A 14,468-nucleotide genomic window follows, 5' to 3' on the forward strand; every position below is an offset into this window, starting at 1 on the left:
ATGGCGTCCTTATTCGTCTGAGGTGATGCGACGAGAGAGCAGATAGTTGATGACAGAGAACACGACGATCAGGGCGAACAATGTCACACCGATTGCGGAGCCATAGCCGAACTGGAAGTTGCCGAACCCTTGCTCGTACATGAACAGGCTGAGGGTCTGGAACTGGCGACCGGCACCGCCCGTGAGGCCGGGAGCGGAGAGCAGCAGAGGCTCAGTGAAGACCTGAAGTCCACCAATCGTTGAGACGATGATGGTGAAGATGATGACCGGACGAAGCGACGGAATCGTCACATAGAAGAACTGCTTGAACCCTCCAGCACCATCGATGGCGGCAGCCTCATAGATGTCCTTCGGGATCGCTTGGAGCGCCGCCAAGTAGATCAGAGTGTTGTACCCGAACCAACGCCAGAGCACCATGGTCGAGACCATGATGTGGCTCGCAAAGGTATTCGCGGCGAAGTCAATGGATTGAACGCCGAAGAGGTTGAGGAAGCTGTTGATGAGGCCGTAGTCGCGACCAAAGAGCGACGCGAAAACGATCGTTGTCGCCACAACCGAGGTGATGTACGGAACGAGCATCGTCATCCGGAACAGGTTGGCGAACTTCAATCGAACGTTGTTGAGTAGCTGAGCAAGGAAGAGGGCGAGCAGCAGCTGCGGAACAGTCGAGAGAATCCAGATGCTGAAGGTGTTGCGCATCGCGTTCCAGAAACGCTCGTCGCCGTAGAGGGTGACGAAGTTATCCAGGCCGATGAACGTCTGGCCGCCGATCGGGTTCCAGTCGAAGAGAGCGACATAGAACGTGAAGACGGTGGGGAATAGGCCGAACACTGCGAAGAGCGCGAAGAATGGCGCAATGTACATGTACGGGGCAAAAGCATCCATGCGCGTCGCCGACTTGATGCGACGGCGAGGCTTGAGACCGGTGCTCTTGGTGCTCTTGGGGCGCTGAGGCGCGGGGGCAGAACGGGGAGGGGCAGACAGAACCATGGCGAACTCCTTGACAGGGGATGGGAAGGGGCGGGCCCACGAGAGTGAGCCCGCCCCGGGAGCACTAGCCGCCTAGGGCAGTCTTAACATTCTTGAGTGCGTTGGACCAGGCATCGGCCGCAGGTTCTTCACCGTTCTCGACCTGCGAGAGCGAGTTCAAGATCGCGGTGTCGATGATGCGCTGCTGCGGACCTTCGAAGATCGGCTCGATGGATTCCACGCTGTTGGCGTAGATCGGTCCGACGGGGGCATCGTTGAAGAACTCACTGGTGAAGTTCTGGATGTCAGGGGTGTCGTAAAGTTCCGGGGTCGACGGGAAATTGCCGTGGGCCTGGAAGATCTCGAGCTGACGCTCCGGCGACATGAGCCACTCGATGAAGGCGAATGCCTCTTCGGGGTGGTCCGACTTAGCGGGGATAGCGAGCTGACTACCGCCCCAGTTGCCGGCGTTCTCGGGAACCGCTGCGATATCCCACTTTCCTGAGGTGTCTGGCGCCTGCTGAGAAATGTAGGTCATCATCCACGCTGGAGCGGCGAGCACGGCGAAGTCACCGTTGTTCATGCCAGCGTTCCACGCTTCACTCCATGATGGGGTGCGCGAGCTGATGTCCGAATCGATAGCCTCGAGCGCATAGCCAAACGCCTCTTGCACGTCAGGGTTGCTGTCGTAGATGAGGTCGTCGTCGCCACCGGCGCCGTAGTACATTTCGCTGCCCTGGCGCACCGCGGGGTTGAAGATCGCGCTGTTAACGTTGTCGATCATGCCCTTGCCGGTGGCTGCGCGGTACTCTGCGCCGACCTCGATGAAGTCGTCCCACGTGGGCCAGAGTGCACTGACTTCGTCACGGTCGCTGGGGAGCCCGGCAGCTTCGAAGAGGTCGGTGCGGTAGGCCATTGCGAGCCCGCCCACGTCGGTCGGGATGCCGACTACCGATCCGTCAGCGGCAACGCCCTGAGACCAGCGCCAGTCGAGAAAGCTGCTTTCGATGTCGTCTGAGCCGAGAGTACGCAGATCGACGAAGTTTTGCGGCTGAGCCTTGAACTGAGACATATAGCCGACTTCGATCGCCGCTACGTCTGGTCCCTTGCCGCCGGCGAGGGCGGTGGTCAGTGCCTGAGCTTGCTCGTCAGATCCTCCGGCATTGGTGACCTTGAGGATGATGTTGGGGTTTTCTTCTTGGTACGTTGCGAATGCTTCGTCGAGGCCCATGCCACCGAAGGTCCAGACGTCGAGTGTGATCTTTCCGTCGGTGTCACCTCCGCCCGAGCATCCGGCGAGAAGCGCGAGAGCTGCGGCTCCGGCGATCACTGATTTGGCAAATTTTTTCGCTGTCATTGCGTCCTCCACATTGAGGTGTGATTGGGAATTACGGGGGCATTCGTCTCGGAGGCGATCGTCGAGGTTGGGTCGAGGAAGCGCTTCCTTGATGAAGTAGTGCAACCGTATAGGCTTATGTCGGGAATCACAACAAAAAGATTGCGCTTCCCTAAAACTCATACTTTTACGCGTTGCGGATTCCTCGAACTACGACCACGCAGGGGATGATATGCACATGGTTACCCTCGACGACGTCGCGCGTGAAGCCGGTGTATCGCGCACTACGGCCTCTCGAGCGATCAACGGCAAGCTCACGGTTCACCCCGAACGCAGTGCTGCAGTGCAGCGCGCGGCCGAAAAGTTGGGCTTTCGGCCCAATCCGGCGGCCCGCTCGTTAGCTCGCGGTCGCCACGACTCTGTGGCTCTCATCGTCTCCGAGACAAACATCGAGCAAATGACAAACTCGTTCTTCGCCATGGCGCTGCACGGCGCTATCCGCGAAATCGCCAAGACAGAGCAGCAACTCGTGATGCTGCTCCGCGCCAACGATGAGAGCGACGAGAAGTTCCTCCGCTTTCTCGAAGCTAGCCATGTTGACGGAGCTATGGTGATTCTCGAATCTCACAACACCGAGCTCCCACGCTTGCTCGCGCAATCTGCTCTCCCCGTTGTCTTCCTGGGTCGCCCCGTTGAGTCGGTGGACTCCGAGTTGTCGTACATCGACTCTGACAATGCCGGCGGCAGCACGCTCGCCGCCGAAGCCCTGATCGCTGCGGGCAGGCGTCGCATCGGGGTCATTGCTGGTCCGAGCGGAATGGGAGTCTCTCAAGACCGGCTTCGAGGATTTCAGCAGACGCTCGAGGCTCACGGCCTCGATAGTTCCCTCGTCGCCGAAGCGGACTTTCAGACATCCGGGGGCGCGCAAGCGATGGAGACGCTGCTCGACCAGCATCCTGATCTTGATGGAGTGTTCGTGATGTCCGACCTTATGGCGGCGGGCGCAGTGGGGACGCTTAAAGCACGGGGACGTCGAGTGCCCGAAGACATTTCGCTTGTTTCGTTCGACGACACCGTGATCGCGACCACTCTTGAACCTCGGCTGACGACGGTGAGACAGCCGCTGAGTGAGCTCGGTGCGCGCATGGTCACGGCGCTCGCCGAACGGATCGCTGCTCCGACGGCGGCTCCGATCAGGGACACCTTGCCCACTACTCTCGTGCGGCGCGACTCGGTCTAGCTCACCGCGGCCGCGAGCCCCGCATCCACCCAACCGCCATCTGGCGGGTGCCTGCTCCACAATCGTGGAATAGTGGATGCCCAGCTACGGTTTTGCCTACAGACGTGATCGGCGTCTCAGCGAAAGGGAGCTCGTGAATCAGCAGGTTCAGTTTGGACTCGGCACATTTGGCGACGTCACGGTAGACGAAAATGGTGCGCCGCTCAGTCAGGCGCAGGTCATCCGCAATGTCGTAGCTGAGGGAGTGCTGGCCGACAAGCTCGGCGTTGACTACTTCGGTGTGGGTGAGCATCACCGCGATGATTTCGCGATTACCGCTCCCGAAACCGTGCTCGGCGCACTCGCCGCTGCGACCACGAATATCCAACTGGGCTCGGCCGTCACGGTCTTGAGCTCGGATGATCCCGTGCGCGTCTATGAACGCTTTGCCACGGTGGATGCCCTGTCGAACGGCCGCGCGGAGATCATCCTCGGTCGCGGCTCTTTCACCGAGTCGTTCCCGCTCTTCGGCTACAACCTTGCTGACTACGAAACGCTCTTCTCCGAGAAGCTCGACCTCTTCTCCGAGCTCATCAAGGAAGAGCCGGTGACGTGGTCGGGCACTTTGCGCGCCGGCCTGAATAACCAAGAAGTCTTTCCGCGCACCGAATCCGGTTCGCTCAAGACTTGGATCGGTGTCGGCGGAAGCCCCGAATCTGTCGTTCGAGCCGCCCGCTACGGGATGCCACTCGTGCTGGCCATCATCGGCGGCCAGCCCGAACGGTTCGCGCCCTACGCGCAGCTCTTCCACAACGCGCTCGCCGAGTTGGGGCAACCCGACCTGCCGATCGCCGTTCACTCGCCGGGCTACATCACCGACTCCGATGACAGGGTCGTCGAGGAGCTGTGGCCGCACTACAAGACGATGCGTGACCGCATCGGTCGCGACCGCGGCTGGCCCGAGTCGAGCGTTGATGAATTTATTGGCGAGGTGAAGCACGGCTCCATGTACGCCGGATCGCCGGAGACCGTGGCACAGAAGATCGCGAACACGATCTCTGCCCTCGGCATCCAGCGATTCGACATGAAGTACAGCGCAGGAACCCTGCCTCACGAACGCATGATGCGCAGTATTGAGTTGTACGCCACCGAGGTCATTCCTCGGGTGCGGGAACTGCTCGCCGAGAAGGCCTAGTCGGCCTTCGGCTCCTCGGGGGTGGCAGCCGGGGCGTCAGCGTTGACCGTTTCGGTGGCTGCTGGCGCGGCTGCGGGGGCCGTCGCGGTTGTAGAGCGTCGGTGGGAGCGAATAGATGCTCGCACGATCACCACAATGATGCCTGCGATGATCGCGAGGAAGACGATCCAGGGCAGCAGCACTCCAAGCAGCACGAGCAGTCCTGAGAAGAAGGCGACGAGCGCGGCCCAGCCAGCGTCGAGGCCGTCCAAGAACGTGTTCGGCTCGGTGCTGGGGGCATCCGCTTCGGAGACAAGGCTCAGCGTGAGCGTTGACATGGCGACTTGGTCGTCGAAGTATCGTTTTTGCGACTTCAAGCTCTCGAGCTCACCTTGGCGATCGGAGATTGCGGTCTCCAGCTTGATGAGGGTGTCGGTGTCTTCGGCCTTCGTAAGCAAAGCGAGCAAGCGGTCAACGGAAGCGTCGAGAGCAGTAATGCGTGCCTCAAGATCGCGCGACTGCATCGTGACGTCTTGCGCATTGATCGACACCTCTTGCAGCTCGCCCAACTCCTTGAACTTGTCGAGAGTAGCGGTGAGGTCGGATGCCGGAATGCGCAGCGTAAGCATCGAACTGCCACGGTTGCCCTCCGAAGGCGCGTATTCGTTGCGGCCGTCGACGCGGCCGCCCACCGACTCCGTGATGCGGATTGCTTCAGCGCTTGCTTCGTCGGGGCTCGTTACTGTCACGGCCATGTAGCCGGTCGTGATGACTTCGCGGCTGATATCAGCTTCGGGGGCGAGAGCACCGTCTGCGGCGGGGGCATCGATTCCCTGGTCGTTGCCGGTGGTGCCGGAAAGTCCTTCACCCGTCTCTTCCACGAGATAGTCGCCTGACTCGCTCGACGACATGTCGCTCATGCCCGCCGAGCAACCGGAGAGAACAAGGAGGGAAAGTGCCAGTGCTGTAGTGATCTTTAGTGTGCGCCTCATGCTGTCAATCGTGGGCTGTGTGGTTCAGAAAAACTACCCAACGTTTGTCACGATTCGGTCGTCACCACCCGATCGTTATTGTTCGCAATATCTCTGCGCGGTGGACGCGAGCTTCACGTTGCCTGAAAGCACTCTCGGTATTTCTTGAAAAATTGGATGCCGCTCGTGTCCGGCGGATATCGTGAAATAGTGCCTCAACGAGAGGCGCTGAACGACACGGATTACTTACATCGGAGGAATCATGGGTCTCATTGATAACGCGAAGGATGCCAGCGAGGCGACTGCAAAGAAGGTCGGAGAATTCGTCGACGACACCAAGGAACGCGTCAGCGACGCGGCCGATCAGGCAGGAGCAGATGCCGAGGTGAAGAAGGCGGAAGCCGACCTCGAGCGAGCGAAAGCCGAGAGCGAAGCGACGGAAGCGAAGAACGAGTACAAAGAGAACCTTCGCTAAAGTGGTTCGCTAACTCAGCATCCACCCGCCTAGGACTGGGATACTGAGCACATGGGTTTATGGACGGCGTTTCGACGGTGGGTTACCCCGTCGAAAGCGCCGCTGCTGAATATCGCTGCAGATGAGGGCGAAGGCCCCGTGATTATCTTTCTTCACGGGATCGCCTCATCTGCGGCGACGTTCGCCCACGTCATCCCGCAACTCTCCGACCGCTACCGCTGCATTTCGTTCGATCTGCTTGGCTTTGGTGAATCGCCAAGTCCGGCGGATGCCACCTTCACGATCGAAGAGCACGTTGATTCCATCCGTGCCACGATCAATTCGCTGAAGCTCGACGCCCCCTTCATTCTGGTGGGGCACTCCCTCGGCAGCTTGCTTTCTGCTCGCTACACAGCGATGCATCCCAGCAAGGTCAGTCGACTCGTGCTGGTGAGCCCGCCCATTTATGTGCCGCCGAACCAGATCGGGGATCCGCTTGTGCGCGCGCGGGTCGGTGCGTACATGCGCGCCTACGAGTTCTTGCGAGACAACAAAGACTTCACGATGGCCACCGTCGACACCCTGCGGCGCCTGTTTCAGTTGGAGGACATTCTCGATGTCTCAGAACGCAACTGGCAGGCGTTTGTGATGAGCCTCAAAAACTGCATCGAAACCCAAACAACCGTGAGCGATATCGCTTCGGTGCGGGTGCCGATCGACGTGGTCTATGGGTCGCTCGATCAGTTCATTGCGCCGGGAACGATGCGCATCGTCGAGCAAATGCGGCAGGTGACGATGCATCGCGTCGAAGCGAACGATCACCTTGTGCGCAAACGCTTGGCTAAGCGCCTTGTCTCCGTGATAGACAGCGGTCACGAACTGGCGGCGAAGCACGATTAGGTGTGGCTGGTCCCGCGCGGTCAGTACGTTTCGAGCACCATGGTGACGGCCCAGACGACGCTCGCACCGATGAGGGCTGCAAAGACGAGGAGCCAGAACACCGAAGGAACACCGGTGCGCTTGAACAGCAGGTAGGCGTCGGAGGTGCTCAGCTGGTTGCGGCGGCGGGTGTGCACGCCGATCACGGTGGCGAGGCCGCGCACGCTACCGACGAGCAGAGCGATCGCAATCACGAGCAGCACGTAGCTCTGCTGTTCGGGCGTTGCCCAGAGCCAAACGGCGGCGCTCGCGGCGGCGGAGACGGCGACGACGAGAAAGCCGAAGAGGTTGCGAATCACGAGCAGCGTGAGCAGGAGGATGATGCCGCCGATGAACAGGGCCATAGCGGTGTAGCCCTGGGTGACGCACCAGAGTTGCACGGCGCCGACGATGGCGGGGGCGGGATAGCCAAGGGATCCACTGATGACGGAGCCGAGTTTGCCGCGACCGCTACTGACGGCCTCGCCGGAGTGGTTCATCCGAATTTTCATACCGTGCACGAAACGACCGGTAAGAATCGCGCCGACGGCATGGCCGAGTTCGTGCACGAGAGTGGTGAAGAGTCCGAACCATTTCCAGATGGGGTTCGGGATGCTCAGAACGGCCGCTGCCGCCACGATCACGATCAGCAGGGTCGGCGAAATGTCGACCGGGGTCGTGCGGGCGAGGGAGTCGAGAAGGGCATCCATTCGGGAATTGTCTCACCTCGAACCCACGAGTGAGGTCTTTTTGGGACTCCCACGCCGCGTCGAGATCGTTCATAGAAAGTCCATAGAGTTCTCCGGCTCAATGGGGACCAGCGTGAAGAACACCACGCTTCGCAACAATTCAGGAGCCCCGCCATGAGCCAACTCACCATGATCGCCCTCGACCTCGTCGCCGTCGGTCTCCTCACTTTCGCTCTGTACTTTGCGCGCCACCGCCGCCGCGACTTGGTCGTCGCCTATCTCATCGTCAACGTCGGGGTGATGGCAGTCACGGTCATGTTGGCCGATAGCGCCGTCGGTGTCGGCCTTGGTCTCGGCCTGTTCGGAGTTCTCTCGATCATCCGTCTCCGTTCGTCGGAGATCGCGCAGCACGAAGTCGCGTACTACTTCGCTTCCCTCGCTCTCGGCCTCATCGCCGGACTCGGTGCCGCCGGGTTCGCGAGCGACACGACGTCGCTCGTCTCGGTCTACGTCGCACCAGCGTTGATGGCGATGATCCTGCTCGTGATCGCTTTTGGCGATAGCCCGCACCTGTTCCGGGCATACCGTCAACAGACGGTGACTCTGGATGCCGCCATTGCCGACGAGCCCGCCCTCCGGCTGCGTCTCGAGAACCTGTTGGGTGCCCGCGTGCACTCGCTCACCATCAACAAGCTTGACCTTGTCAACGACACCACGGTGGTGGATGTTCGCTACCGCCTTACCGCGCCAACCCGCGGTGTCGCGACGGCGATGCCGCGGACTCTCGATGACGCTCTGGAAGGATCACGTCGATGAGCACGCCATCCACGACACAGTTCGCGACGATCTCTTTAGAGGAACTGGCCGAACGTGCATCTCTGCTGACGCGTGTTGACCGCAAATATGTGGTGCCTGCCTCTGACCTCGCAGTGCTGCTGGCGGAACTCGAGTCTCAAGCGCGGGTGCTCGAGATCGACGGGCGACAGCACTTCGACTACGAGTCGGTGTACTTCGATACTCCGGAGGCAGCGAGTTACCTGTTGGCCGCGCATCCGCGACGTCGTCGTTTTAAGGCTCGCACTCGCAGCTACCTCGATACCGGTGATTGCTACCTCGAGGTGAAAACGAAGGGCTCGCGCGGAACGACCGCGAAGCAGCGCCTTCCGTATAGCTTCGATGAGCGTAATAGCCTCACTGCCGAAGGCCGCGAGTACATCGACGAGCTGCTGCAGGACGCCTCCGTCGACGGGATCGACACGGGCAGCATGGAGCCCGTTCTGACCACCCGCTACACCCGCACGACCCTCTTCTTACCGGGAAGTGGCAGCCGGTGCACGATCGATAGCGAACTCGCGTGGGAGTGCGACGCAGACATGGTCCAGCTCGATGACACGGTGATCGTAGAAACGAAGTCGTCCGGCCAAGCCAGCGAAGTAGACCGACTGCTCTGGAGGATGGGCCACCGCCCCGATCGCATCTCCAAGTTCGCAACGGGCCTCGCCGCTCTTCGCCCGGAGCTGCCGCGCAACCGGTGGTCGCGCGTGTTGCGCCGCCACTTCATGCCTGCACTCGACAGCGTCGCAGCCTAAAAGTTGCTCCCTAAACTCGTCGCCAGTCCGTGACCGCCCCTTGCGGACTGGCGACGTTTATTGCGTGGTCGCTCTGTGTCGCCAGGGAGGCGTAGCGTTGAGGCATGGACATTCGCACTTTGGGCCGCACCGGCCGTTCTGTATCCGCTATCGGTTTGGGCACGTGGCAGCTGGGGGCCGACTGGGGTGACGTGAGCGAGGCGGATGCCCGCAGCGTGCTCGATACCGCGGCGGATGGTGGGGTCACCTTCTTCGACACTGCCGACGTCTACGGCGACGGTCGCAGCGAAAAGTTCATCGGCAGTTATCTTGCCGATCGCCCCGAGCTCGACATCACTGTCGCGACCAAGATGGGGCGCCGCGAAGCGCAAGACCCCAGCAACTTCACCCTCGCGAAGTTCCGCGAATGGACGGATCGTTCACGCCAGAATCTCGGCGTAGACACTCTCGACCTCGTGCAATTGCACTGCCCGCCCACCGCCGTTTTCGGCATGGATAGCGTCTTCGATGACCTCGACGTGCTCGTCGCTGACGGCGCCATCGCCGCCTACGGCGTGAGCGTCGAGACCGCGGATGAGGCGCTCGCCGCCATCGCGCGACCGAACGTTGCGAGCGTGCAGCTCATCCTCAACGCCTTCCGCCTCAAGCCCTTGGATGTTGTTCTTCCGGCCGCCGTGGACGCCGGTGTAGGAATCATCGCCCGGGTTCCGCTGGCCTCCGGTTTGCTCAGTGGCAAGTATCGCGTCGACACGACGTTCGCTGAGAATGACCACCGCACCTACAACCGCAACGGCGAAGCGTTCGACGTGGGGGAGACGTTCTCGGGCGTCGACTTCGAGACGGGCGTTGCTGCGGCCCAGGAGTTTGCCGCGCTGCTCGCTGGCGAACCGGCCGTCGCCGATTTCTCGACGCCGCAGGTGGCGTTGGCATGGGTTGCTCAGCAGCCAGGCGTGAGTTCGGTGATTCCGGGGGCGCGCAATGTCGCACAGGCGCAGTCCAACGCGGGCGCCGGTCAAGTGCCTGCTCTGAGCGACGGTTTCATGTCCGGGGTGCGCGACATTTACGACCGCCACTTCCGTGCTGCGGTGCATCCGCGCTGGTAGTCGCACCCGGTGAGAGTGACCGCGTCACGCCCTAAATTATGTGGCGCGGTCGCGGTCGTAGCCGTTCTGGCTGCTACTGGCGCAGCGTGCTGATCGGCTCCGTGTCAGGGATGGGGCTCGCGTCTTTGCCGCGCAGGTCGGGGTGCCAGCCGCGCAGCAGCGTTGGTACGAGAACTCCGAGGGCTGCAATCACGGTCGCGGCCCAGAAGCCACCGATGGGTCCATTGGCGTCGATGAGGAATCCAGCGATAGCCGAGCCGAGCGCTGCACCAATGAGTTGACCGGTGCCGACCCATCCATACGCCTCAGCGGTGTCGCTGAACTTCACACTCGCCGACACGATCGCGAAAATGACGGCGAACGCGGGAGCGATACCGATACCCGCGATGAGCAGCATGATGGCGAGCCACCAGAAGTCGAGATAGATCATCGCCAACGCCATGCCCACGAAGACGATGAGCATGCGGCGCGCGAGCGCCCACGGTCCGATGGGGAGGTGGCCGAGGAAGAGCCCGCCGAAGAGCGAGCCGATTGCCCAGATGCCGAGCACGATTCCGGCTTGCGGGCCACCGTGGCCGAAGACAGCGACGACGGATGCTTCAACGGCGGATGCTGCGCCGACGAGGAGGAAGCCGGTGATCGTTGCGAGCATGACGGGTGGTTTGCGCAGCACGGTGCCGAACGAGCGCTTGCTGCGGGGGATGCGCACTTGGCCGACTTCGGGGCTCGCGATGAACCAGATTCCGCCCAAGATGAGGAAGGCGCCCGCGACGAGGATCGCGAGCGTTGTGGAAATCTGCACGGCAATGAACGTGGCAACGACCGGGCCGGCAACCCAGATGATTTCTTGAGCCGAGGCATCCAGCGAGAACAGCGGGGTCAGCTGCTTGGAGTTGACCATCTTGGGGTAGATCGTGCGCACCGCTGGTTGCACGGGTGGGTTGCTGAGCCCGCCGATGAGCCCGACCACCATGAACATGCCTACGCTCAGCGGCGCGAGCGCAATCGTGAAGATGGCCGTAGCCGAAATGACAAGGGTGAGGATGAGAACTTTGCGCATTCCCCAAATGCCCATCCAGCGGCTGGTGAGAGGGCCCGCCACAGCTTGCCCCACACTCGTGGCGGCGAGCACGAGGCCGGCAGCACCGTAAGAATCGTGAATCTGTTCGACGTGAAGAAGGATCGCCAACGAGAGCATTCCGCTCGGAAGTCGGGCAGTCAGCTGCGCGGCAATAATCCTGGCGATGCCCGGAGTTTTCAACAGGTCGATGTATGCGTTCACAAGGGTTCCAGCTTAGCCGTCGCAGTGGGCCGATTTTAGGCCGCTCATTGCCCGTTTTTCGGGGGTGTTCGCGGTGTCAGTGGTTATCCATAGGCTGTGGACAACTCCGCGAAGTTATCCACACCTGTGGAGGACACGCCCACTACATCTAGGGTTGGCGACCGGTGGCACCCACGATATATAGTGGTGGAACCGCTTGATCGGGGATCGCGGTTTTCAAGGTTTTACGGGGATTTAGGGAGTATTCGTGGCAATCACAGTCGTCAAGCGCAACGGACAGCGAGAGCCGTACGACGCGAACAAGATCAACATCGCGATCGAAGAGGCCGCAGAGGGGCTCGACGAGAACATCACGTGGGTTACTCAGATCGCTTCTGAGCTCGAATTGACGCTGTTCGACGGCATCACCACGCAGCAGCTCGATGAAGCTGTTATTCAGGTTGCACTCCAGAACGTTAAAGATGACCCGGCCTTCGACACTGTTGCCGCCCGTCTTCTCCTTAAGACCATTTACAAGCGCGTTCTCGGTGACTACACCGACGCTGCTGACCTCAAGCGCCTGCACAAAGAGCACTTCGGCCCCAACGTCATCCGTGGCGTAGAAGAAGGTCTCCTCGACCCCCGCCTTACGAGCATGTTCGACTTGGATGCTCTCTCCGAGCACCTCGAGCCCGCTCACGACGAGCTGCTCAAGTACATCGGCGTTGTCACGCTCAACAACCGCTACGGCATCAAGGGCCGCAACGGCGACGCTCTTGAAGTACCGCAGTACTTCTGGATGCGCATCGCCATGGGCCTCTCGCTCAACGAGGCCAACCCCAACGAGGCAGCGCTCAAGTTCTACGAGAAGATGTCCAGCCTCGAATACTTGGCTGCCGGCTCCACTCTCGTGAACGCGGGAACGATCTACCCGCAGCTCGCCAACTGTTTCGTCATGGAAATGCAAGACGACATGGAGCACATCGCGAAGACGACGCGCGATGTCATGTGGCTCACCAAAGGCACCGGCGGAATCGGCCTTTCGGTCACCAAGCTGCGCGCGCAGGGTTCGCCCATCCGCTCCAACAACACCACCTCCACCGGCCCCATCCCCTTCATGCACACGATCGACTCGATCCTTCGTGCCGTGAGCCGCGGTGGCAAGAAGTTCGGCGCGCTCTGCTTCTACATGGAGAACTGGCACATGGACTTCCCGGAGTTCCTCGAACTCCGCAGCAACTCTGGTGACCCCTACCGCCGCACCCGCACCGCCAACACGGCCGTATGGATCAGCGATGAGTTCATGAAGCGCGTTCAGAATGATGACTCGTGGTACCTTTTCGATCCGCTCGAAGTGACCGACCTCAACGAGCTCTACGGCCAGGCATTCTCCACGCGTTACAACGAATATGTAGCCATGGCCGAAGCTGGCGAAATGCACATGTTCAAGAAGATCGGTGCTCGCGAGCAGTTCAAGTCGATCCTGATCTCGCTGCAGACCACCAGCCACCCGTGGCTGACCTTCAAAGACACGATCAACAACCGTGCGCTCAACAACAACACGGGCACGATCCACCTTTCCAACCTCTGCACCGAAATCACGCTGCCGCAGGATGAAGACAATGTCTCCGTTTGTAACCTTGCGTCGATCAACCTTTCGCGTCACCTTCTGCCCGAAGGCGGAGTTGACTTCGTGAAGATCGCGGAGAGCGCCCGTCTGGCTGTTCGTCAGCTCGACAACCTCATCGACATCACGCGCTCCAGCGTGAAAGAGGCCGACTTCTCTAACGAGCAGAACCGCGCCGTCGGTCTGGGCGTTATGGGATTCACCGACATCATCGAGAAGCTCGGCTACAGCTACGAGAGCGAAGAGGCCTACGACCTCATCGACGAAATCATGGAGCACGTCTCGTACGCCGCGATCGACGCCAGCACCGAGCTGGCCAAAGAGCGCGGTTCGTACACGAACTTCGAAGGCAGCCGTTGGTCAGAGGGCCTCGTGCCGCTCGACTCCATCGCGCTCACCGAAGCCGACCGTGGCATGGAGATCAAGGTCAACCGCAAGACGCGTCTCGACTGGGATGCCATGCGCGAGAAGGTCAAGGGCGGAATGCGTAACGCGACGCTGATGGCAATCGCTCCCACCGCATCCATTGGTCTCGTTGCCGGCACCACACCCGGTCTCGACCCGCAGTTCTCGCAGATCTTCAGCCGCTCGACTTCGAACGGTAAGTTCCTTGAAGTGAACCGCAACCTCGTTGCGACCCTTCAGGAGCACGGCCTGTGGGAGCAGAACCGCGAAGCTATCTTGCGCAGCCAGGGTGACGTGCAGAACGTTGCCGGTATCCCCGATGACATCAAGGCCGTGTTCAAGACGAGCTTCCAGCTCTCGCCCTACTCGTTCCTCGAAGTTGCCGCTCGTGCCCAGAAGTGGATCGACCAGGCCATCAGCCGCAACATGTACCTCGAGACGCGTGACCTCGGCGACATGATGGACATCTACTCCGACGCGTGGTCGCGCGGCGTCAAGACCACTTACTACCTGCACATGAAGCCTCGCCACCAGGCGGAGCAGTCCACTGTGAAGGTCAACAAGGCAGAAGAAATTTCGTCGGGCAAGGCTGCAACAGCCTCCGCATCGACATCAACCGCGGGCTCAGCTCCCGCCCGCCGAGGCTTCGGCGGATTCGCAAAGAAGGCAGAATAATTATGAATCGCGAAAACACGACAGACGACTACTTCGTACCGGTCGATCCCATGGACGACCTCCAGTGCGATAGCTGCC

The 14,468-nt window shown here is 60.8% G+C and carries 13 protein-coding genes; 8 read left to right on the forward strand and 5 right to left on the reverse strand.

From position 1 onward, the window contains the following. Positions 1-9: 9 nt before the first annotated feature. Positions 10-990: a carbohydrate ABC transporter permease gene (locus ESZ53_RS12685; protein WP_129073159.1), complete on the reverse strand. Its 981-nt coding sequence runs from the start codon at positions 988-990 to the stop codon at positions 10-12. A gap of 64 nt (positions 991-1,054) precedes the next feature. Continuing rightward, on the reverse strand, positions 1,055-2,326 hold the full coding sequence (locus tag ESZ53_RS12690; protein ID WP_168187249.1) for an ABC transporter substrate-binding protein: 1,272 nt from the start codon (positions 2,324-2,326) through the stop codon (positions 1,055-1,057). A 217-nt stretch (positions 2,327-2,543) separates the two neighbouring features. On the opposite strand from ESZ53_RS12690, the gene ESZ53_RS12695 reads away from it, so the two are divergent. Next, positions 2,544-3,545 (forward strand): LacI family DNA-binding transcriptional regulator, encoded by a 1,002-nt coding sequence (locus ESZ53_RS12695; RefSeq protein WP_168187250.1) that lies wholly within the window; start codon positions 2,544-2,546, stop codon positions 3,543-3,545. 133 nt (positions 3,546-3,678) lie between these two features. Then, on the forward strand, positions 3,679-4,719 hold the full coding sequence (locus ESZ53_RS12700) for an LLM class flavin-dependent oxidoreductase (protein WP_129073162.1): 1,041 nt from the start codon (positions 3,679-3,681) through the stop codon (positions 4,717-4,719). On the opposite strand, the gene ESZ53_RS12705 is transcribed toward ESZ53_RS12700, so the two are convergent. After that, on the reverse strand, positions 4,716-5,690 hold the full coding sequence (locus ESZ53_RS12705) for a DUF4349 domain-containing protein (protein WP_129073163.1): 975 nt from the start codon (positions 5,688-5,690) through the stop codon (positions 4,716-4,718). The genes ESZ53_RS12700 and ESZ53_RS12705 overlap by 4 nt on opposite strands. A gap of 241 nt (positions 5,691-5,931) precedes the next feature. Here ESZ53_RS12705 and ESZ53_RS12710 point away from each other — a divergent pair, with 241 nt between their 5' ends. Beyond that, the gene (locus tag ESZ53_RS12710; RefSeq protein WP_129073164.1) at positions 5,932-6,144 is read left to right on the forward strand and encodes a hypothetical protein; all 213 of its coding nucleotides are present in this window, start codon (positions 5,932-5,934) and stop codon (positions 6,142-6,144) included. Between the two features lie 51 nt (positions 6,145-6,195). After that, positions 6,196-7,023 carry an alpha/beta fold hydrolase gene (locus ESZ53_RS12715; protein ID WP_129073165.1) on the forward strand — a complete coding sequence of 276 codons (828 nt, stop codon included), beginning with the start codon at positions 6,196-6,198 and terminating at the stop codon, positions 7,021-7,023. A 20-nt stretch (positions 7,024-7,043) separates the two neighbouring features. Here ESZ53_RS12715 and ESZ53_RS12720 read toward each other — a convergent pair whose 3' ends face one another. Next, positions 7,044-7,751, reverse strand: coding sequence for a M50 family metallopeptidase (locus ESZ53_RS12720; protein WP_129073166.1), 708 nt, complete (start codon positions 7,749-7,751; stop codon positions 7,044-7,046). A gap of 153 nt (positions 7,752-7,904) precedes the next feature. Between ESZ53_RS12720 and ESZ53_RS12725 the strand changes: the two genes are divergently transcribed. The 3 genes from ESZ53_RS12725 to ESZ53_RS12735 all read left to right on the forward strand — a co-directional run bounded on the left by ESZ53_RS12725 (position 7,905) and on the right by ESZ53_RS12735 (position 10,422). Beyond that, a complete protein-coding gene (locus ESZ53_RS12725) occupies positions 7,905-8,546 on the forward strand; it encodes a DUF4956 domain-containing protein (RefSeq protein ID WP_129073167.1) in 642 nt (213 codons plus the stop codon). Continuing rightward, positions 8,543-9,319 (forward strand): polyphosphate polymerase domain-containing protein, encoded by a 777-nt coding sequence (locus ESZ53_RS12730; RefSeq protein ID WP_129073168.1) that lies wholly within the window; start codon positions 8,543-8,545, stop codon positions 9,317-9,319. Before ESZ53_RS12725 ends, ESZ53_RS12730 begins: the two co-directional genes overlap by 4 nt. Before the next feature lie 104 nt (positions 9,320-9,423). Then, positions 9,424-10,422 (forward strand): aldo/keto reductase, encoded by a 999-nt coding sequence (locus tag ESZ53_RS12735; protein ID WP_129073169.1) that lies wholly within the window; start codon positions 9,424-9,426, stop codon positions 10,420-10,422. 73 nt (positions 10,423-10,495) lie between these two features. Here the strand turns inward: ESZ53_RS12735 and ESZ53_RS12740 are convergent, their stop codons facing one another. Next, positions 10,496-11,704, reverse strand: coding sequence for an MFS transporter (locus ESZ53_RS12740; protein WP_129073170.1), 1,209 nt, complete (start codon positions 11,702-11,704; stop codon positions 10,496-10,498). Between the two features lie 247 nt (positions 11,705-11,951). Here ESZ53_RS12740 and ESZ53_RS12745 point away from each other — a divergent pair, with 247 nt between their 5' ends. Next, entirely contained in the window at positions 11,952-14,390 is a 2,439-nt protein-coding gene (locus ESZ53_RS12745) for a ribonucleoside-diphosphate reductase subunit alpha (protein ID WP_129073171.1), read from the forward strand. The last annotated feature ends 78 nt before the right edge of the window (positions 14,391-14,468 follow it).

It is taken from the genome of Salinibacterium sp. UTAS2018 (assembly GCF_004118935.1).
Classification (GTDB): domain Bacteria; phylum Actinomycetota; class Actinomycetes; order Actinomycetales; family Microbacteriaceae; genus Rhodoglobus.